This window comes from Kitasatospora sp. NPDC030952 (assembly GCF_055571335.1).
Window position 1 is genome coordinate 162,875 of the sequence record NZ_JBVIFM010000010.1, and the last position, 20,858, is coordinate 183,732.

The 20,858-nt window shown below is 73.0% G+C and carries 11 protein-coding genes and 1 pseudogene; 5 read left to right on the forward strand and 7 right to left on the reverse strand.

Going from position 1 to position 20,858, the window contains the following annotated elements; translation table 11 throughout:
• Positions 1–25 precede the first annotated feature (25 nt).
• The 3 genes from ACZ47G_RS19540 to ACZ47G_RS19550 form a co-directional block, all read right to left on the reverse strand.
• A complete protein-coding gene (locus ACZ47G_RS19540) occupies positions 26–1,552 on the reverse strand; it encodes an ArnT family glycosyltransferase (protein ID WP_465744234.1) in 1,527 nt (508 codons plus the stop codon).
• A gap of 169 nt (positions 1,553–1,721) precedes the next feature.
• Positions 1,722–3,626: a 1-deoxy-D-xylulose-5-phosphate synthase gene (gene dxs, locus ACZ47G_RS19545; RefSeq protein WP_380463598.1), complete on the reverse strand. Its 1,905-nt coding sequence runs from the start codon at positions 3,624–3,626 to the stop codon at positions 1,722–1,724.
• A 346-nt stretch (positions 3,627–3,972) separates the two neighbouring features.
• The gene (locus ACZ47G_RS19550) at positions 3,973–5,151 is read right to left on the reverse strand and encodes an ROK family transcriptional regulator (RefSeq protein WP_380463600.1); all 1,179 of its coding nucleotides are present in this window, start codon (positions 5,149–5,151) and stop codon (positions 3,973–3,975) included.
• A gap of 721 nt (positions 5,152–5,872) precedes the next feature.
• Between ACZ47G_RS19550 and ACZ47G_RS19555 the strand changes: the two genes are divergently transcribed.
• Together ACZ47G_RS19555 and pepN are read left to right on the forward strand one after the other, a co-directional pair.
• The gene (locus ACZ47G_RS19555; protein WP_465744237.1) at positions 5,873–7,564 is read left to right on the forward strand and encodes an outer membrane protein assembly factor BamB family protein; all 1,692 of its coding nucleotides are present in this window, start codon (positions 5,873–5,875) and stop codon (positions 7,562–7,564) included.
• Between the two features lie 133 nt (positions 7,565–7,697).
• Positions 7,698–10,277, forward strand: a complete 2,580-nt coding sequence (pepN, locus tag ACZ47G_RS19560; RefSeq protein ID WP_465744239.1) for an aminopeptidase N — start codon at positions 7,698–7,700, stop codon at positions 10,275–10,277.
• Between the two features lie 120 nt (positions 10,278–10,397).
• On the opposite strand, the gene ACZ47G_RS19565 is transcribed toward pepN, so the two are convergent.
• From ACZ47G_RS19565 to ACZ47G_RS19575, 3 genes are all read right to left on the reverse strand, one after another.
• Positions 10,398–10,622, reverse strand: a complete 225-nt coding sequence (locus ACZ47G_RS19565; RefSeq protein ID WP_380407886.1) for a hypothetical protein — start codon at positions 10,620–10,622, stop codon at positions 10,398–10,400.
• A gap of 20 nt (positions 10,623–10,642) precedes the next feature.
• Entirely contained in the window at positions 10,643–12,829 is a 2,187-nt protein-coding gene (malQ, locus tag ACZ47G_RS19570; RefSeq protein WP_465744242.1) for a 4-alpha-glucanotransferase, read from the reverse strand.
• Between the two features lie 152 nt (positions 12,830–12,981).
• The gene (locus tag ACZ47G_RS19575) at positions 12,982–13,356 is read right to left on the reverse strand and encodes a hypothetical protein (protein WP_465744244.1); all 375 of its coding nucleotides are present in this window, start codon (positions 13,354–13,356) and stop codon (positions 12,982–12,984) included.
• A 289-nt stretch (positions 13,357–13,645) separates the two neighbouring features.
• On the opposite strand from ACZ47G_RS19575, the gene ACZ47G_RS19580 reads away from it, so the two are divergent.
• Both ACZ47G_RS19580 and ACZ47G_RS19585 read left to right on the forward strand, forming a co-directional pair.
• Entirely contained in the window at positions 13,646–14,284 is a 639-nt protein-coding gene (locus ACZ47G_RS19580; protein ID WP_465744246.1) for a ricin-type beta-trefoil lectin domain protein, read from the forward strand.
• Between the two features lie 191 nt (positions 14,285–14,475).
• Positions 14,476–18,402 (forward strand): beta-N-acetylglucosaminidase domain-containing protein, encoded by a 3,927-nt coding sequence (locus ACZ47G_RS19585; protein WP_465744248.1) that lies wholly within the window; start codon positions 14,476–14,478, stop codon positions 18,400–18,402.
• Positions 18,403–18,665: 263 nt separating this feature from the next.
• Here ACZ47G_RS19585 and ACZ47G_RS19590 read toward each other — a convergent pair.
• A pseudogene (locus ACZ47G_RS19590) lies at positions 18,666–19,169 on the reverse strand (HNH endonuclease); the annotation flags it as partial.
• 526 nt (positions 19,170–19,695) lie between these two features.
• On the opposite strand from ACZ47G_RS19590, the gene ACZ47G_RS19595 reads away from it, so the two are divergent.
• On the forward strand, positions 19,696–20,847 hold the full coding sequence (locus tag ACZ47G_RS19595) for a mechanosensitive ion channel family protein (RefSeq protein WP_465744250.1): 1,152 nt from the start codon (positions 19,696–19,698) through the stop codon (positions 20,845–20,847).
• The last annotated feature ends 11 nt before the right edge of the window (positions 20,848–20,858 follow it).

A 20,858-nucleotide genomic window follows, 5' to 3' on the forward strand; every position in this document is an offset into this window, starting at 1 on the left:
TCCTTCCGTGTCGGGCGTCCGGGGCTCAGTGCTTGAGCCGGTAGACGACGGTGTCGCCGATGACGCCGATCATCTCGTAGTGGGTGTCCAGCAGGTTCTCGATCCGCGGGACCAGCACGGGCTGGTACGGGGCGACGCCGGAGTCGTCCACGAAGATCTCCGGCAGGCCGTTGGCGAGCTCCTTGTCGAAGGTCTGCCAGGCGTTGTTGACGCTGAACTGCTCGCCCACGTTGGCGCTGCCGTCCTTGCCGCCGCTGTAGTTGGTGAGGAAGCCGGCGGTCAGGTAGCGGCTCGCGGGCTTGCGGTCGGCCAGCCAGTACAGCTCGGGGTGCATGCCCCAGACCAGCACGGTGTCCTTGGGGGTGGTCTGGGCGGCGACCGCGGTGGCGACCTCGGTGTTGCGGCTCATCTGCTCCCCCGGCCAGGCCAGCGCCAGGGCCCAGAACACCGTGGCGGCGACCGTGGTGTACACCAGGACGGGCTTCCAGCGGATCGCCGAGGTGGCGACCGCGCCGGTGCCCAGCAGCACCAGCGGGGGCATCAGCTGCAGGTAGTAGTGGCCGAAGAAGTGGAAGCCCACACTGACCGCGACGGCCGAGGAGAGCAGCCAGACCCACAGGTCGGCGGTCGAGCCGTGCTCCTCGCCGGCCACCGGCAGCGGGCGGTGGCGGTACTTGAACCAGAGCCGGCGGCCGACCGGGAACAGGAAGCCGAGGCCCGCCGCGGCCAGGATGCCCAGGTTGCCGAAGGCGCGGCCGAGCATCTGCAGCCAGGCGCCGCCGAAGGAGGCGTAGTCCCCGCTGCCGGTGACAACCCAGAAGAGGAAGCCCTTGGGCTTGGTCAGGATGACCGCCACCAGGGCTATCGGCAGCGCGAAACCGAACCCGATCTTGAACAGCGCGGACGGCCAGCGCACCCCTCGTCGGCGGGCGTCCTGCAGGAGCATCCAGAGCACCGGCAGCAGCACCGCCCCGCCGGTCTGCTTGGTCAGCGAGCAGAGCGCGACCGCGATGCCCGCGGCCAGCCAGCGGCGCCGCTCGGCGTAGCGGAAGGCGGCCACCATCGCGGGCAGCATGAAGACCTCGAAGGTCGCCGCCTGGGTGTCCTCCGGGGAGAGCCCGATGGAGACCAGCAGGTAGAGCAGTCCGGCGCCGGCCCCGGCCCGGTTGCCCCAGCGGCCGCGGGCGATCGAGGCCAGCAGGATCGCGGTGACCAGGTGGGCCGCCACCGCGAGGGTGCGCAGCGGCCACAGCGAGGCGGAGCCGAAGACGGCGAAGCAGGCCTGGTAGAGCCAGGGGAGCAGCGGCGGCTTGCGGTCCACCACGGTGTCGTAGAGGACCCCGCCGTCCGCGAGCATCCGGGCCTGGGTGGCCAGGAAGCCCTCGTCCGGGCTCCAGACGGGGCGGGCGAAGGACGGGATGTGGGTGGCCACCGCGACCAGCGTGAGCAGCGGCACCAGCCTCGTCCAGTACCCCTGGCGGATGTGGTGACGGGCGCGCGCGGGCAGGCGGTCGACCAGTCCGTCGAGGCGGAGGCGGGTGGGGGTGGGCACGGTTGACAACCTACCGGGCGGGATCGGCGTGGATGGCGCCGGTCCCGCCATTCAGTGCGATTGTCGGCTTGTTTCGTGACGAACTGTTACAGGGCTACGACAATCGGTCGGCGGCGGAACGGGTCACCCGGCGGCTGACCGCCAGGTGACCCGTTCGGTCGGCCGTGGCTCAGGCCTCGACCCGCGCCGCGTCCAGCTTGGCGACCAGGGCGGCCACCTTCTCGGCGATGTCGGGGGCGTTCAAGCCGATCTCGGCCAGGATCTCGTTCCGGCTGGCGTGGTCCAGGAACTCCTGGGGGATGCCGAAGTCGCGCACCGGCAGGTCCACGTCGGCGTCCCGCAGCGCCTGGGCGACGGCGGCGCCGACGCCGCCCACCCGGCCGTTGTCCTCGATGGTGACGACCACCCGGTGCTCGGCGGCCAGGCCCGGCAGGGCCTCGTCCACCGGCTTGACCCAGCGCGGGTCCACCACGGTGGCGGTGATGCCCCGGGCGGCCAGCAGGTCGGCGACCTCCAGGCTGGTCGGGGCCATCGCGCCGACCGAGACCACCAGCACGTCGGCGCGGTGGGCGCCGGAGGACTCCTCGGCGGCGCGCAGCACGTCCATGCCGCCGACCCGGCCGACCGCGGGGACGGCCGGTCCGACCGAGCCCTTGGAGTAGCGCACGACCGTCGGGGCGTCCTCGACCAGGACGGCCTCGCGCAGCTGGGCGCGGACCTGGTCGGCGTCGCGCGGGGCGGCCAGCCGCAGGCTCGGGATGACCTGGAGGATCGACATGTCCCACATGCCGTTGTGCGAGGCGCCGTCCGTACCGGTGACACCGGCCCGGTCGAGCACGAAGGTGACGCCCAGCTTGTGCAGGGCGACGTCCATCAGGACCTGGTCGAAGGCCCGGTTCAAGAACGTCGCGTAGACCGCGAACACCGGGTGCAGGCCGTTGGTGGCCAGGCCGGCGGCGCTGGTGACGGCGTGCTGCTCGGCGATGCCGACGTCGAAGATGCGGTCTGGGAAGGCCTTGGCGAAGGGGGCCAGGCCGACCGGGTGGAGCATCGCGGCGGTGATCGCGACGATGTCCTCGCGCTCGTGGCCGAGGGCGACCATCTCCTCGCCGAAGACGGACGTCCAGTCCTTGCCCGAGTTCTTGACCGGCAGGCCGGTGTCCGGGTGGATCACGCCGACGGCGTGGAAGCGGTCCTCGTCGTTGTTCTCGGCGGCGTGGTAGCCGCGGCCCTTCTCGGTCAGGCAGTGCACGATCACCGGGCCGCCGAAGCCGCGCGCCTTGGTCAGCGCGGACTCCAGGGCCGTCAGGTCGTGGCCGTCGATCGGGCCGATGTACTTGAGGCCGAGGTCCTCGAACATGCCCTGCGGGGCGATGAAGTCCTTGAGGCCCTTCTTGGCGCCGTGCAGGGTCTCGAACAGCTGCTGGCCGACCACCGGGGTGCGCTGGAGGGCGTCCTTGCCCCAGGAGAGGAAGCGCTCGTAGCCCTGGGTGGTGCGCAGCGTGGCGAGGTGGTTGGCCAGGCCGCCGATGGTCGGCGAGTAGGAGCGCTCGTTGTCGTTGACGACGATGACGACCGGCAGGTCCTTGGCGTCGGCGATGTTGTTGAGCGCCTCCCAGGCCATGCCGCCGGTGAGCGCGCCGTCACCGATGACGGCGACGACCGGGTCGGCCTTGCCCTGGATCTTGTTGGCCTTGGCCAGGCCGTCGGCGTACGAGAGGACCGTGGAGGCGTGCGAGTTCTCGATCACGTCGTGCTCGGACTCGGCGCGCGAGGGGTAGCCGGACAGGCCGCCGCTCATCTTCAGCCGGGAGAAGTCCTGGCGGCCGGTGAGCAGCTTGTGGACGTAGCTCTGGTGGCCGGTGTCGAAGAGGATGCGGTCGCGCGGCGAGTCGAAGACCCGGTGCAGCGCGATGGTGAGCTCCACCACGCCGAGGTTGGGCCCGAGGTGGCCGCCCGTCTTGGAGACCTCGGTCACCAGGAAGGTCCGGATCTCCTGGGCCAGTGCGGCCAGCTGTCCGGGCGTGAGCCGGTCGAGATCGCGCGGTCCCCGAATGCGGGTCAGCAGGGCCACCCGTTCCTCCTCGTTCAGTGTTCGCGGACCACGGACGGTCCGACGGGCGTCGCCGCCCGGTCCGGCGGCAGGCCGGTGGTCGCGGCCGGTACCGACCGGTCGAGTCTAATGTCCGCTTGGCGGACACCGAGCGGCGCGCCCGGTGCCACTGGCCGGTTACCGCCATTCCGGGAGGTCGGTCGGGGGGTGGTGGTCAATCCGTATTGACGAACGGGGGTTCGTCGGCGGTTGCGGCCGTCCGGGTGAGGCGGTGGGGGCGTGGGGGGGGTGGCTGGTGGTGGGTGGTGGTGGGCGGCGGTCGGTGGTGGGTGGGTGGTGGTGGGTGGTGGGTGGTGGTGGGGGGAGGTCAGTGGCGGCCGAGGGCGCCGGACTCGCCCATCTCGCTCATCACCAGGGCCAGCGCGCCGAGCACCTCGGCACGGCCGCCGAGGGTGCCCGGGACCACCGAGAGCTGGCGGGCGGCGCTGGGGATGGCGTAGCGGGCCACCGAGTCCCGGATCGGGGCCAGCACCAGCTCGCCGGCCTCGGCGAGGTCACCGCCGAGGATCACCCGGCGCGGATTGAGCAGGTTGCACAGGGTCGCCACGCCCGTACCGATCTGGCGGCCGGCGTCGGCGATCACCCGGCGGCAGCCCAGGTCGCCCTGGTGGGCCAGCTCCACCACCCGGGGCAGGGTGAGGTCCGCGCCGAGGGTGGAGGTGAGCAGCGAGAGCAGGTAGCGGGAGCCGACGAAGGTCTCCAGGCAGCCCCGGTTGCCGCAGCGGCAGACCGGGCCGGCCTCGTCCAGGGTGATGTGCCCGATCTCACCCGCGGTGCCGCCCGGGCCGCGGTAGATCTGGCCGTTGACCACCAGGCCCGCGCCCACCCCGCTGGCGACCTTGATGTACGCGAGGTCGCTCAGGCCGCGGCCGGCGCCCCAGACCAGCTCGCCCAGCGCACCCAGGTTGGCGTCGTTGTCCACGTGCACCGGCATGCCGAGCCGCTCCGCCAGCTCCCGGCCCGGGGCGATGCCCGTCCAACCGGGCAGGATCGCGGTCGAGCCCAGCGCGCCGGTCTCCACGTCGATCGGGCCGGGCACGCCCAGGCCCACGCCGATCACCTTCTCGGGCTGGAAGCCGGCCTGGGTCAGCAGCCGCTCGACCATCGCCTCGGCCCGGTCGAAGCCCTGCGCGGCGGAGACGTCCACGTCGATCGGGGCGCTCTCCTCGGCCAGCACCCGGTGGGCGAGGTTGCCGACGGCCACCCGGAGGTGGGTGTGGCCGAAGTCGATGCCCACCACGATGCCCGCGTCACCGCTCAGCGAGACGCTGCGGGCGCGGCGGCCGCCGGAGGAGGTGTCGGCGACCACCACGGTGCCGCTCTCCTTCAGTTCCCGCACGATGTTGGAGACGGTGGCCGCGGAGAGGCCGGTGCCGCGGGCGATCTCGGCCTGGGTGAGCGAGCCGGCCATCCGCACCGCGCGGAGCACCCGTTCCAGGTTCGCCCGGTGCAGGGACGACTGTGAGCCCGGTGTGTCCGTCGACATGATCCACCCTCCCAGGGGTGGGGAACCCTCCGCCGGGCTTCCCCTTCAACTCCTGAAGCCTACGGGCCTGCGGGGTGGGGGGCGCTGCGCGGGGCTGGGGGCGGGGGTGGGCTTTCGGGAGGGTGGGTGGCCGGGGGCGGTTCCGGGGGTGGGCGCTCCGGGGGCTGGGTGATTTTCGGACCGCCGACCCTGTGGGCAGATGGCCGGGCGCCGTTGGCGGTCTGAAAATCACCCGTCACGCCCCTCTCCGCACCCACCCCCTCCACCGCCCCCTCCCGCAGCGCGTCCCTCTCGCCTGGGGCGGGTGGTGAGGGGGTGAGGGGTGGGTGGGCGTGGGTGGGTGGCTGCGGGTTGGGGGGTGCTGGGGGTGGGTGGGTGCGGGTTGGGGGCGCGGGGGCGTGGGTGCGGGGTGGGTGGGGGGGTGGGGTGGGTGGGGGGTGAAGGTGTTGCGTGGTCAGGGGGTGTGGGGGCGGGGTTCGGCGGTCCTGGCGGCGGCCTGAAACCGCCCGCCACTAGCATGGTGCCCAATCTCAGCCGTCCCACCGGAACCGTGGACGGTTCCGGCAGGGGGACGCATTCAGACATGACGGGGTATCAGATGGCAGGGGATCACCCTACGCCGGGGGCAGGCGCAGCACCGGGCAGCGGCCCGCAGGACAACCGGGGGGTCTCGTTCGGGCGCCCGGCGGGTGGCGTCGACCCCGCCGCCGTTGCGGATCAGATGACTCAGCTGGACGGCTCGGCGGTGCCGGGGCAGGGCGCGCCCGCCGGCCCGCCGCCGCCTCCGGCCCAGCCGCCGGCGCCGCCCGCGCAGCCGCCGGTGGGGGGTGTGGACTACGGGGCGTACGCGCCGACGGCGCCCGGCATCCCCACCCAGGCTCCGCCGCCGCCGGCCGGTGCGCCGATCGGTCCGTACGACCCGGTGAACGGCGGTTACGCCGCGCCGGACGCCGCCCAGGGGTACGCCACCGGCGGGTACGAGTACCCGCAGCAGGGCGGGTACGCCTACCCGGGTGCGCCGGTGCCGGTGCCGCCCAAGCAGCGCAACCCCGTGATGCTGTGGGGCGGGATCATCGGCGGTGTGCTGGCGATCGCGATCGTGATCGGGCTGGTCGTGCTGCTCAAGCCGAGCCCCAAGCCGAACCCGGACCCGGGGCCCGGGCCGGTGGCGAACTCGAGCGGTTCCAGCACCGTCGGCGGTGACAACGGTGGGAACACCGGCAACCCGACGCCGAACAACAACACCGGTGGAAAGGCCACGTTCAACGTCGCGTGGAACGCCCCGACGCCGTCCAACACGGACGCCTCCAACCAGCTGCTCGGCATCTGGGGCACCGACAAGTACGCCGTCCGCGTCGACGGTGACGGCGTCAAGGCCTACAACCTGACCGACGGCAAGCCCGCCTGGAACATCCCGGTGCCGTCCGGCAGCAAGGAGGTGTGCAGCGCCTCGTACACCTCCAACTCCAAGAACATCGCCGCCGTCGCCTTCAACACCGGTGACTACGACTGCTCCACCGTCGGCGCGATCGACCTCGCCCAGGGCAAGCTGCTGTGGACCGTCAAGGCCACCGCCGACCGGCTGTCCCAGCCGACCCTGAGCGTCACCGACAACGTGGTCGCGGTCGGCGGCAACGCGGTGGCCGGGCTGAACGTCGCCAACGGCCAGCCCGCCTGGCAGTACCAGCCGCGCGACAAGGACTGCACCGTGCGGGCCCGCGCCGCCGGCAACCAGATCGCGATCAGCGACCGCTGCTACATGACCAGCGGCCCGAAGTCGCAGCTGGTCATCGTGAACGCCGACTCCGGCAAGCCCGCGAGCACCCCGATCACCCTGGCCGGCACCATCGAGCAGGTCGACTCGGTCATCCAGGACAAGCCCCTGGTCCTGCTGATCACCAACAGCCCGAACGGCGACTACATCCTGCCGTTCGACAAGGACAACAAGCCGGGCAACCAGATGTCCGTCAAGGAGCCCGGCTCCGACAGCCTGCGCCTGTCCGGCCAGGACACCGCGTTCACCCGCAACGTGGTGAGCGGCAGCACCCTGTACGTCCAGGTCAACCCGTCCAATCCGGCCATCAACGCCTACGACCTGAACACCGGCAAGCGCCTGTGGGTGGCCAGCCCGGGCACCACCAGCGGCAGCGACATCCGGATCGTCACCGGCACCGACAAGGACGGCAAGGTCCGGGCCGTGGTCTCGCAGGGCTACGACAAGCCCTCCCGGCTGGTGACGCTCTCGCCGACCGACGGGTCGATGACCGACATCGGCACCGTGGCGAACGCGAACGGGAAGTTCGACATCAGCGCCAGCACCTCGGTGTACTTCGTCTCGGACGACGGCAACGCGGTGTACGCGTTCCGCCGTTACACCAGCACCGACGGTCCGCTGACCAAGTGGCGGAAGTGACGCGCTCCGGCTGCTGAAGGCGGGGCGGGAACGGGCCGGTGGCCCGGCCCGCCCCGCCTTCGTCCTATCGGGTCGGGCCGCCCGTCGGGCATGCGAGGATTCGATCCATCAGCCTGACGAAGGAGTGCAGCGAGTGCCCGGCACCAACCTGACCCGCGAAGAGGCCCGCACCCGGGCCGACCTCATCCGGGTGGACGCGTACGACATCGAGCTCGACCTCGGCTCGGCCCGCGACGGCGGCACCTTCCGGTCCACGACCGTGGTCCGGTTCACCGCCACGACCCCCGGCGCCGACAGCTTCATCGACCTCGTCGCCCCCGGCGTCGAGGAGATCACCCTCAACGGCGTGGCGCTCGACCCGGCGAGCTTCGCCGACAGCCGTATCCCGCTGCCCGGCCTGGCGGCCGAGAACGAGCTGCGGGTGGTCGCCGACTGCGCCTACAGCAACACCGGTGAGGGTCTGCACCGGTTCGTCGACCCGGTCGACGGCGAGACCTACCTGTACACCCAGTTCGAGGTGCCGGACGCCCGGCGGGTCTTCGCGAACTTCGAACAGCCCGACCTGAAGGCCACGTTCGCGTTCACCGTGACCGCCCCCACCGGCTGGGCCGTGGTCTCCAACTCGCCCACCCCCGAGCCGGTCGGCGAAGGCGCCACCCAGGTCTGGAAGTTCGAGCCCACCGGCCGGATCTCCAGCTACATCACCGCGCTGATCGCCGGCCCGTACGTGGGGGTCTTCGACACCTACGAGAACGGCGAGCAGCGCGTGCCGCTGGCCGTCTACTGCCGCCCCTCGCTGCGCGAGTACCTGGACGCCGACGCGATCTTCGAGGTCACCAAGCAGGGCTTCGACTACTTCCAGGCGAAGTTCGACTACCCGTACCCGTTCCCCAAGTACGACCAGCTCTTCGTCCCGGAGTTCAACGCCGGCGCGATGGAGAACGCGGGCGCCGTCACCCTGCGCGACCAGTACGTGTTCCGCTCCAAGGTCACCGACGCCGCGTACGAGGCGCGCGCCGCGACGATCCTGCACGAGCTCGCCCACATGTGGTTCGGCGACCTCGTCACCATGGAGTGGTGGAACGACCTCTGGCTCAACGAGTCCTTCGCGACCTTCGCCGAGGCGGTCTGCCAGGCCGAGGCCCCCGGCTCCAAGTGGCCGCACTCCTGGACCACGTTCGCCAACCAGATGAAGACCTGGGCCTACCGGCAGGACCAACTGCCGTCCACCCACCCGATCATGGCGGACATCAACGACCTGGAGGACGTCCAGGTCAACTTCGACGGCATCACCTACGCCAAGGGCGCCTCGGTGCTCAAGCAGCTGGTGGCGTACGTCGGCCAGGACGCCTTCTTCGAGGGCGTCCGGGCGTACTTCAAGCGCCACGCCTGGGGCAACACCCGGCTCAGCGACCTGCTCGGGGCGCTGGAGGAGGCCAGCGGGCGCGATCTGAAGGCGTGGTCCAAGTCCTGGCTGGAGACGGCCGGCATCAACGTGCTGCGGCCGTCGGTGGTACTGAACACGGACGGTGAGATCGAGTCGTTCGCGGTGCTGCAGGAGGCGCCCGCGCTGCCGGCCGGCGCCAAGGGCGAGGCCGTGCTGCGCCCGCACCGGATCGCCATCGGGTTCTACGAGCTGGTGGACGGTTCGCTGGTGCGGACGGAGCGGATCGAGCTGGACGTCGACGGCCCGCGCACCGAGGTGCCGGAGCTGGTCGGCCGGCACCGTCCGGCCGTCGTGCTGCTCAACGACGACGACCTGACGTACACCAAGATCCGGCTGGACGAGGACTCGCTGGCCGTCGTCACCGAGCACCTCGGCGGCTTCACCGACTCGCTGCCGCGCGCGCTGTGCTGGGCCTCCGCCTGGGACATGACCCGCGACGGCGAGCTGGCCGCCCGCGACTACGTGTCGCTGGCGCTGTCCGGCCTCGGCCGGGAGAGCGACATCGGCGTGGTGCAGTCCGTCCAGCGCCAGGTCAAGCTGGCCCTGGACGCCTACGCCGACCCGGACTGGCGCGAGGAGGGCCTCGGCCGCTGGGCCGCCGCCGCCGAGGAGCACCTGCGCGCCGCCGAGCCCGGCAGCGACCACCAGCTGGCCTGGGCCCGCACCCTCGCCTCGGTCGCCCGTACGGACGGTCAGCTGGACCTGCTGGCCGGGCTGCTGGACGGCTCCGTCGAGCTCAAGGGCCTGGCGGTGGACACCGAGCTGCGCTGGACCCTGCTGTCCCGGCTGTCCGCCACCGGGCGGGCGGATGAATCCCTGATCGTGGCGGAGCTGGAGCGGGACAACACGGCGGCCGGCCAGGAGCACGCGGCCAGCTGCCGGTCCTCCCGCCCGACCGCGGCGGCCAAGGCCGAGGCCTGGGCCGCGGTGGTGGAGTCGGACAAGCTCACCAACTACGTGCAGGAGGCCGTCATCGCGGGCTTCCAGCAGTCGGACCAGCGGGAGCTGCTGGCGCCGTACGCGGAGAAGTACTTCGCCGCGGTCAAGGGCATCTGGGAGACCCGCAGCCACGAGATCTCGCAGCAGATCATCGTCGGGCTGTACCCGGCGCTCCAGGTTTCCCAGGCGACGCTGGACGCGACGGACGAGTGGCTGGCCTCGGCCGAGCCGGCGCCGGCGCTGCGGCGTCAGGTCGTCGAGTCGCGGGCCGGGATCGAGCGGGCGCTGAAGGCCCAGGCGGTGGACAAGGCCGCCGGGAGCCGGTGACCTCCTGCTGCTGATGAACGCCTGAAGGGGCGCCGGACGGACCGTCCGGCGCCCCTTCGGGGTTGTGCGGGTCCTGCGGGTCCTGGTGGACCGGTTGCGTGTCCTGGGCGGACGCGGCGGTTACTTCTTCTTCTTGCCGTACGGCAGACCGGCGAGGGCCGCGATGACGACGAACGCGGCGAGCGGGATCAGCACGTACAGACCGATGGTCTGGCCGACGCCCAGGCCGGCACCCGGGTCGTCGCCGTCGTCCCTGGTGAGGGCCATGGCGGGCGACGACAGCAGCATCATCAGCGTGACCGTTGCGGAGACCGCGCCGGCTCGCAAAGCGTTCCTCTTGTCCACGTTTCCAACTTACCCGCCGCTTACGGGAGGGCGCGCGTCGGGGTGGTGCTGTGGGTTCCGCTTGTGGATTCCGGGGTTGGGTGGTGGGGGCTGGGCGGGGCCAGGAGGTGGGCGAGCAGGCGGGCGGCGGGGGTGGCGGCGAGGCGGTCCAGGGTGACCGGGTCGCCCGCGCCGTCGGCGACCGGCAGGCGCCAGTTCGGGTACTGGTCCCAGGTGCCGGGCAGGTTCTGCGGGCGCGGGTCGCCGACCAGGTCGGGCAGCCAGAGGCCGACCAGTTCGGCCGGGGTCCGGCTGAGGAAGCGGTAGAGGACGGGCATGGAGAGGGGCTCGTCGGGGGCGAGCAGGCCCAGGGCCGTCAGCTCGGCCCGCCAGTCGGCCAGCTCGTCGGCAGCCTCCTGCTGCTCCTCCGGCAGCGGACGGGCCAGCAGGCCGAGCCGGTGGCGCAGCTCGACGTGCTCGCCGGAGAGCCGGGCGGCGGTGCTCGGCAGGTCGTGGGTGGTGAGGGTGGCCAGGCAGCCGGGGCGCCAGCGGTCGGGGGGCAGGATCCGTCCGGCGGCGTTCCAGTCCCGTTCGAACCAGAGGACGGAGGTGCCGAGGATGCCGCGGGCGGCCAGTTCCTCGCGCACGCCCGGCTCGACCGTGCCCAGGTCCTCGCCGATCACCGCGGTGCCGGCCCGGTGCGCCTCCAGCGCGAGCACCCCGAGCATCGCCTCGGCGTCGTAGCGGACGTAGGCGCCCTCGGTGGGTGGGTGGCCGTTCGGGACCCACCAGAGGCGGAAGAGGCCCATCACGTGGTCGATCCGGAGGGCTCCGGCGTGCCGGACCGCTGCTCGCAGGAGTTCCGCGTACGGGGCGTAGCCGGTCCTCGCCAGGGCGTCCGGGCGCCAGGGCGGCAGGCCCCAGTCCTGGCCGTGGGCGTTGAAGGCGTCCGGCGGGGCGCCGGTCGAGATGCCGCCGGCCAGGACGTCCTGGAGCGCCCAGGCGTCGGCGCCGTCCGGGTGGACGCCGACGGCGAGATCGTGGATCAGGCCGACCGGCATACCGGCGTCGCGGGCGGCGCGCTGGGCGGCGGCGAGCTGCTGGTCGACCTGCCAGGCGAGCCAGCGGTGGAATTCGGCCTGCTCTTCGAGTTCTTCGGCTGCCTGGTCGATGTGTGGGCCGTTCGGGTGACGCAGGCCCTTCGGCCAGTGGTGCCAGTCGGCGCCGTGCGCCTCGGCGATCGCGTTCCAGAGGGCGTGCCGGCGCAGCCACTCCCCCTCGCGGCGCCGGTACGCCTCGTAGGCGGCCTGGCGGCCGGGGCCGCGCGGGACGTCGTGGAGGAGGTGGAGGGCCTCCCGCTTGAGGGCCCAGACGGCGTCGCGGTCGACCAGGCCGTCGTGGGCGAGGACTTCGTCGCGGAGGCGGGCTGCGCGGCGGGTGAGGTCGTCCGCCGCCGTCCGCTGTTCCGGCGTCAGGTAGGCGTACTCGGGGACGGCCTCGATCCGCAGGTGCACCGGGTCGGCGAAGCGGCGGGAGGAGGGGCGGTAGGGGGAAGGGTCGGAGGGGGTGCCGGGGGCCGCGGGGAGGGCTTGGTGGAGTGGGTTGATCTGGACGAAGCCCGCGCCGAGTTCGGCGCCGGCCCACTGGGCGAGTTCGGCGAGGTCCCCGAGGTCGCCCATGCCCCAGGAGCGGGAGGACAGGACGGAGTAGAGCTGGGCGAGGAAACCCCAGCTGCGGCCGGGGAGTTGGGGAAGCTGGTTCGGGGCGACGATGAGGGGGGCTGTTGCTTTGCTGTCGCTGGTCTCCGCCGTGAGGGTGTGCCGGCCGAGCGGGAGGTCGGCGGGCAGCCAGTGCGAGTGGCCGCGGGGCAGCTGCCAACTGCCGCCGTCCTCCAGCTCGATGTGCAGCCGGACATCGGCCGGAACGTCCAGCGCGGTGCGGCGGCCCTGCCGCACGACGATGCAGGGCGGCAGCAACCTGCTGTGCTGCTCGGCGCGGTGGCGCTCCAGCGCCTCCCGCACCTCCTCCGGCGACCCCGCCGCCACCCCGAGCGCCGCCAGCACGGCGACCAGCGTCCGCGCCCCCACCGCCTGCCCGCCCGCCCCCGGATACCGGGTGTCCACCCCGTACGCCTGCGCCAGTGCCAGCAGTTCGGCGGGCGGCGGCGGCGCGTCCTGCGTCGGGACCTTCAGCCCGTCGGCTCCGTCACTGTCGTGGTAAGCGGCCACTCGCGGCTCCTGCGATGTCTCGGCAACGCCTGGTCAGGACTCCCAAGTCCTACCCGGGTGACGGGCCGAGCACGCTGTGCGACACGAGTACGGGCGGTGGATCGGATGGAATACCGCGGGCCCGGCTCGGCAGGTCGAGCCGGGCCCATGACCTACACCTGAGGGTCGTCAAAGCGGAAGAGCTGCACCACAACACCATACTCACGGGCAAAGTCTGTGATTCCCGCCACTGCGGCCTCCAGTGAGACCGCAAGCTTCTGGCGCTCCGAATTGCGCCTCTCCCTGTCTGGCGCGGCCTCCAGCGCCCGCCAGGCCTCCCGATATGCCTCTTCGAGCTGACCGACCCTCTCGTCGTAGTCGATCTGACTGTCCAGATCGAGAAGGAGTTGGCGTCGCTGTGCGGCCATGTCCAGTTGAGCGGTGACTGAAAGGAGGTCGCCCACCAACTTCACGTGCACTGCACCGATCTTCGGGCTCACCAGGATGTCAGCCAGCACCGCATTCCAGTGCTCTTCCCCATCCAGCATCACTCGTACAGCTCCCTACGCATCTTGTTGAGCGTCGCAGCTCCGGCCCTACCAGCGAAATTGCTGGGTGTTCGGCCCCAGCTTCTCGTGACCACCTGGCCCGTCGTGGGGAATCCGGTGGGGTCCTTCGTACCTGGCGGGGCATCGATCGCCTGCTCTGTCGTGAGCGGGCGCGGCATGTCATCCGGCTTCACCGAGATGGCTGGCAGCCGCCGAATCGTCGGCTTCCTTGGCTGCAGCCTCCTCCTGTGTTCCTGCTGTTTCTTTTGCTGCTTTTTCTTCGGCTGCCTTGGCTGCTGCTTCGGCCGCACGGGCCTCGGATGCGGCTGTCCTCGCGACGACCGGCTACCACCGGGCGAGCACCAGCCCGCCGCCGTCGGGGCCGTTCGTGCTGGGCCGCTACCGGTACCAGTCGAAGCCGAGCGACGCCTTCGACGGCAGCATCAGCAGCACCGCCGTCTACCCGTTCGCGGTGGCACCGACCGCGCCGGGCACCACCAGCGTCATCCGCTCGCGCGTCGACATCAACAAGTGCGTGGACCTCAACGGCGCCGCGGCCGGCAACGGCAGCGCGATCCAGCTCTACGACTGCAACGGGAGCCCCGCCCAGCAGTTCTCGCTGGGGGGTGACGGCAGCGTCCGGGTCATGAACGGCTGCCTGGCGCCGGTGAACGCCGGTACGGGCAACGGCACGCCGATGGAGTACCACGCCTGTGACGGCACCGCCGCGCAGAAGTGGATCCCGCTCGCGAACGAGGTGCTGTACCACCCGGCCTCCGGCCGCTGCCTCGACCTGCCGGGCGGGCACACGGACAACGCCACCCGGCTCCAGCTCTGGGACTGCCAGCTCGACCAGCTCGCCCCCAACCACCAGTGGTACGTCCCGAACCTGCGGACGGCCGTGCAGCCCGCACCACCGCGTTCCTGACCCCGTGTCCTGAGCGCCGCACCTCGGGCCCGCTCCGCCGTCTGGCGGGCGGGCCCGATCGGTTGTCAGGGGCAGTCCCGACAGAGGATCAAGCAGGACAAAACCGGCATAGCCGTCGGTGACGTTGACACCGGGTTGGGTAGCTGGTGGGGTTGCGACCGTTGTGGTCCAGGCCTGGCGAGGAGGCCCCTGTGCAAGCCCGTGTGTCCGTTGCGGCCGGGCGGCGGCTGCGGCAGCAGCTGGAGCAGAGTCCGGTGTTGCGCGAGGTGCTGGACCATCCGGCGGCGTTGGCGGCCCGGCGGGCCACGGCGCGGACGTGCCGTCAGCTGGTGCCGCGGACCGCGGACCGGATGATCGCCGATCTGAAGGGGACGGAGCCGCTGCTGGCGTCGGTGCGGGCGGAGCGGGCGGCGCGGCGGCCGGGGCGGCGGGCGGTGCGGATCGCCGCCGGGGTGGTGACCGCGGCGGTCGTCGGCGGGTTGCTGGCCGGGCCGCTGCCCTCGTCGGCGTACGCGGCCGGGCCGGGGCCGGACGTGGTGAGCACCGCGCCGCAGACGCCGCTGGGCAGCGTGACCGACCCTCAGGTGTTCCCGCACCCGCAGGAGCAGACGGTGGCGGGCAAGGCCGTCACCGTGCCGGCCGCCGTGGCGCTGGTGACCGCGCCCAAGGTGGACGGGGGCGCGGTGGACGCCGTGCGCGAGGTGCTGACCGTCGCGGGGGCGACCGCCGTGACCCCGCAGCCGGACGGCGGCACCCCCGCCGCCGGCTCGCTGGTGGTGTACATCGGCGGCCCCGCCGAGGGCGCCGACGGCGAGACCGACCGGACGCTGCGCCAGCTGGCCGCCGCGGCCGGCGGCAAGGACGGCTCCGCACCCTCGACCGCGGGCATGCCGCCCGGCGGCTACGTGCTGTCCGTCGGCCAGTTGCCCGCCCAGGGCGGCGGGACGTACGGCGCGGTGGTGCTCGCGGGCGCCGACGCGACCGGCACCTTCTACGCCGCGCAGAGCCTGCGCCAGCTGCTCGCCGCCGTACCCGCCGGTCAGGGCCAGGGGCCGGGCGCGGCCGGGCTCGGCCTGCCCGGGGTCACCCTGCGGGACTGGCCGAGCGGCGCGGCGGCGCGCGGCACCGCGGAGGCGTTCTACGGCACCCCGTGGACCGCCCAGCAGCGGCTCGACCAGGTCGACTTCCTGGGCCGCTCCAAGCAGAACTTCTACCTCTACGCCCCCGGTGACGACCCGTTCCGACTCAACCGCTGGCGCGACGCCTACCCCGCCAACCAGCAGTCCGAGCTGCGCGAACTCGGCGACCGGGCCCGGCAGAACCACGTCACCCTCGGCTACGCGATCGACCCGGGGCAGTCCCTCTGCTTCAGCTCCGGCAAGGACGTCGACGCGCTGGTCGCCAAGCTGGACGGGCTGCGCAAGCTCGGCTTCACCGCGTTCCAGCTGCAGTTCCTGGACGTCAGCTACGACGAGTGGCACTGCGACGACGACCGGGACGAGTACGGCCGCGGCCCGGCCGCCGCCGCCAAGGCGCAGGCCTCGCTGGTCAAGAAGGTGCAGGACCGGCTGATCGCCAAGAACCCCGGGCTGGCGCCGCTGTCGATCGTCCCCACCGAGTACCACAAGCAGGGCTCCACGCCGTACCGCAAGGCGCTGGCCGACGCGCTGCCCGCCGGCGTGCAGGTGGCCTGGAGCGGCGGCGCGGTGATCCCGGAGAAGATCACCGGCGCCCAGACCTCGGACACCGGCACCTTGTACGGGCACCCGTTGGTCACCATGGACAACTACCCGGTCAACGACGCCAGCCCGGACCGGCTCTTCCTCGGCGCCTACACCGGCCGCGACCCGGAGGTGGCGACCCGCTCCGCGGTTCTGCTGACCGGCGCCATGCAGCAGCCGGTGGCCTCCCGGATAGCCCTCGCCACCGCCGGGGACTTCGCCTGGAACCCCGCCGGCTACAAGCCCGGCGACTCCTGGCAGGCCGCGGTGCGCTCGCTCGCCGGACCGACCGGCGCCGCCGCCACCCCGGCCGGATCGGTGCTGTCCGCCGTCACCGCGCTGGCCGGCAACAGCACCTCCTCCCCGCTGGCCAAGCAGGAGTCCGGCTACCTCCAGCCGCTGCTCGACCAGTTCTGGGCCAACGCCGAACCCACCTCCGGCGCCGCCCCCGACCTCGCCAAGTTGATAGCGGCCGCGGGCCCGCTGCGGGACGCCTTCGCCGCGATGGCGGGCGCCCAGCAGACCCTCGCCGGCACCCAGGCCACCGCCCAGCTCGCCGCCGAGGCCGGGCCCTGGCTCGGCCCGCTGCGCGACTACGGGCTGGCCGGGCAGGCCGCGCTGGACATGCTGCTGGCCCAGCACGGCGGCGACGGCACGGCCGCCTGGAAGGCCCGGGTGCAGCTCAACCAGCTGCGCGCCCAGCTCGCCCAGGCCCCGGCCACCATCGGCGCGGGCGTGCTCGCGCCCTTCCTGGACCGGGCCGTGCGCGCCGCCGACAACTGGTCCGGCGTGGTCAGCGGCGGGGTCACCCCGACCAGCAGCATGGGCACCGCGCACGACCACCTGCCCGCGCTGATGACCGACGGCCAGGCCGACACCTTCTACTGGAGCTCCGCTCCCCCGCAGCCCGGCGACTCGGTCGGCGTGGACCTCGGCGCGGGCCGGCCGATCAGCGGCGTCACCGTGCTGATGGGCGGCTGGGGCAACGGCCCGGACGCCCAGAACGCCGCCGACGACTACATCCGCGACGGCGTCCTGGAGTACAGCACCGGCGCGGGCGGCTGGCAGCAGCTCGCCGTGGTGAAGAACCAGAAGACGGTCAGCGCCCAGCTGCCGCCCGGCACCGTGGTGCGGGCGGTGCGGCTGCGGGCCACCGCCGCCCAGAAGACCGCCGTCGCCGTGCGCGAGTTCACCGTCACCGCCCCGGACGAGTCCCCGGCCAGCGTCTCCGGCGGCCCCGCCGCGGTGCCCGGCTCCTCGGCCGCGGCCGTCCTGGACGGCAACCCGGACACCGCGTACCGCGCCGCCAAGGCGCCCACCGCGCAGGACGAGCCGCTCACCGTCGAACTCGGCGCCGCCCGCCCGCTGGACCGGCTCACCGTGCTCACCGACCCGAACGTGCACGCCACCGCCACCGTCGCGGTGCGCCGCTCCGACGGCGGCTGGGTCGACATCGGCACCGTGCAGCCCGGCTACAACGAGCTGCCGGCCGGCGGGCAGCCCGCCGACGCGTTCCGGCTGACCTGGAAGCCCGGCGGCGACCCGCCGGTGGTCAACCAGGTGATCCCCTGGTACGCCGACGCCCCGGCGGCCCGGCTCAGCCTCACCGACCCGGCCCTGGACGTGGTCACCGGCGCCGCCGCCCCCGCCAAGACCCAGGCCACCGTCGAGGCCGGGCGTCCCGAGGGCACCACCGGCGAGCTGCGGATCGACGTGCCGGCCACCGCCAAGGGCCTCACCGTCACCCCGGCCGGCCCGGTCACCGTGCCGCGCGGCGGGCGGGTCGGCGTGCCGCTGCTGGTCACGGCCGCGGCGGGCACGCCGTCCGGGACGTACCAGGTGCCGGTGTCCTACCTGGCGGGCGGCACCACCGTGAAGCAGGTGCTGCAGGTGCACGTCGTCCCGCCGACCGGCGGTCCGGACCTCGCGCACGGCGCCCAGGCGTCCTCCTCGGGCGACGAGACGCCGGACTTCCCGGCCGCCGCGATCGCCGACGGCGACCCGAAGACCCGCTGGTCCTCACCGGCCAAGGACGACGCCTGGGTGCAGCTCGCCCTGCCGCAGGCCGGTCACCTGGGCGCGGCGGTGCTGCACTGGCAGTCCGCGTACGCCTCCTCGTACAAGATCCAGGTCTCGGCGGACGGCAGCACCTGGACGGACGCCGCGACGGTCGACAACGGCAAGGGCGGGGACGAGACGGTGCGCTTCGACGCCCCGAACGTCCGGTACGTGCGGATGCAGGGCGTGGCGCGGGCCACCAAGTTCGGCTACTCGCTGTACGGCATCGAGCTGTACGCCGTCACCGCCCCGGCCGCCCCGCCGCAGCAGCCGGCCAACCCGCCGGCCCAGCCGGGGACGCCGGGGACACCGGCCGCCCCGCCGGCCACGAAGCCGTAGGCGCGGCGGGGCCGGAAACAGCGGCGGGCCGCCGGGCTCCCCTTCGTGGGGGGCGCGGCGGCCCATGAGGCGCGTACCGACGGTGTGACGGGCGGGCCCTTGTGGTGCTGTGGTCAGGCGGAGAGCGGTTCGGGCTGCTCGCCGCGGCGGACGGGGCCGGAGTGGGCGGCGTGGGCGGTGTGCGCCCGGCCGATCGGGACGGAGTGGCTCGACTCCGTATGGTCGTGGTGCTCGTACTCGCCCCACTGCGGGGCGCGCAGTTGGTCGCCGCCGCCGTAGGGCTCCAGGTAGGGCCGCCAGCGCGGGTCCTTGATCCCGGTGCCGATGATCCGCCAGGCGAGGCCGCTGGGCGGCGCCGGTGGGCGTTTCATCCGCCAGCCGAGTTCGGTCAGGTGGCGGTCGGCCTTGGTGTGGTTGCAGCGGCGGCAGGCCGCCACCACGTTGTCCCACCGGTGCTGGCCGCCCCGGCTGCGCGGGATGACGTGGTCGACGCTGGTGGCGGCGGCCCCGCAGTAGACGCAGCGGCCGTGGTCACGGGCGAACAGCGCCCGGCGGGTGAGCGGGACGGGCCCGCAGAACGGGACCCGGACGAAGCGGGTCAGTCGGACGACGGACGGCGCCGGAAGGGCGCTGGTGGCGCTGTGCAGAGTGACTCCCGTGTCCTCCAGGCTGACCGCCTTGTGGTTGAGGACCAGGATGAGTGCGCGGCGCATCGATACGACGCCGAGTGGCTCGTAGGACGCGTTGAGGACCAGGACATGCGGCACGGATGCCTCCTTGGACGCCTGCGACGCGTGGCTCGCGCCGGGACGAGCGGTTGGATCGCGCAACGAGTGCGTGATCTCCCCCAGTGTCGCCTTACGCCTTCGTACGGCGCCACCACTCCTGTGTAACGGACCTGACGTGAACTCCGGGTGTGGTGTCTGTCATACCCGGTATGCCCGGGCGAAGGTCCGGTTGCACCCGGGCGCGGCCGGGGCGGGAGCGGGGCGAGGACGGCGGACCGGCCGGGGGTGCGGCTCGGCCGGTCGGAGCAGCGCCGGGGGCCGTACGGCGGACGGGCTGGGGCCGCCCGGGGGCGGTGTGGCCGGTGGTGCGGGGGTGGCTCGGGGGTGGCTCGGGGGTGCTCCTCCGGGGGAGCGCACCGGGGCGTTGACGGGGCGTCCGGGCGGGGACGCACGCCGGTCGGCCGGTCCGGGCCGGTGTTCGGTGCCGGATAGGCTAGCGCGCACGGTCCGCGGGCCGCCTGCGCGGCACGGACCGGTCACGCCCCCAGCAAGGAAGGCCCCGCACGTGTTCCGCTCCGGCGCCACCGGTCCGACCGACGCGTCCCCGACGCTATCCACCCCGACGCCGGCCCCCTCGCCCACCGCACCGGACCTGCCACAGCTGCGCATCCCGACCAGCGCGCAGGAGGTCACCGACACCACCAAGCAGGCCGCCAGCTGGTTCGACACCCACTGGCAGAGCTGGCTGGCCGGCGGCCTGCGGATCGTCCTGATCATCCTGCTGGCGCTGGTCCTGCGGGCCGTGGTGAACAAGCTGGTCACCCAGCTGATAGCGCGGATGACGCGCAGCCACGACCACCGGGAGGAGAGCCGGCTCGGCGGGCTGCTGGCCAACCACGGGGTGGTGAACCCCGAGCGGCGCCAGCAGCGCTCGGAGGCGATCGGCTCGGTGCTGCGCAGCATGGCGTCCTTCACCATCCTGGGCACCGCCGCGCTGATGGTGCTCTCCGCGCTCGGGATGAACCTGGCGCCGCTGCTGGCGAGCGCCGGGGTGGCGGGTGTGGCGATCGGTTTCGGCGCCCGCAACCTGGTCACGGACTTCCTCTCCGGGGTCTTCATGATCATGGAGGACCAGTACGGCGTCGGCGACGAGATCGACACCGGGGTGGCCACCGGCACCGTGCTGGAGGTCGGCCTGCGGGTGACCAAGCTGCGCGGGGGCAACGGCGAGATCTGGTACATCCGCAACGGCGAGGTGAAGCGGATCGCCAACATGAGCCAGGGCTGGGCGACCGCCTCGGTCGACGTCCAGGTCGGGTACAAGGAGGACCTCCAGCGGGTCGAGGACCTGATCCAGGAGACCGCCGAGGAGCTGTCCAAGGAGGCGCCGTACGACGAGCTGGTCTGGGCACCGGTGTCGATCCTGGGCGTGGAGTCGGTGGCGGCGGACTCGGTGATGGTCCGGATCGAGGCCCGGACGGCCCCGGGCAAGGCCCCGGTGGTCTCCCGGGCACTGCGCCAGCGGCTGAAGACGGCCTTCGACCTGGCCGGCATCAAGGTCAAGGAGGAGGCCGCGGCGGTGGCCACCGGGGTGGCGATCACGACGGCGGAGCCCTCGCCGCCGTCCGCCCTGGCCGACCCGACCTCGCCGCGCTACCGGGCGGCGGAGCCGATCCCGCTGCCGAAGCCGCCGACGGACGACCTGGCCAAGCCGTAACGGTTCAGCGC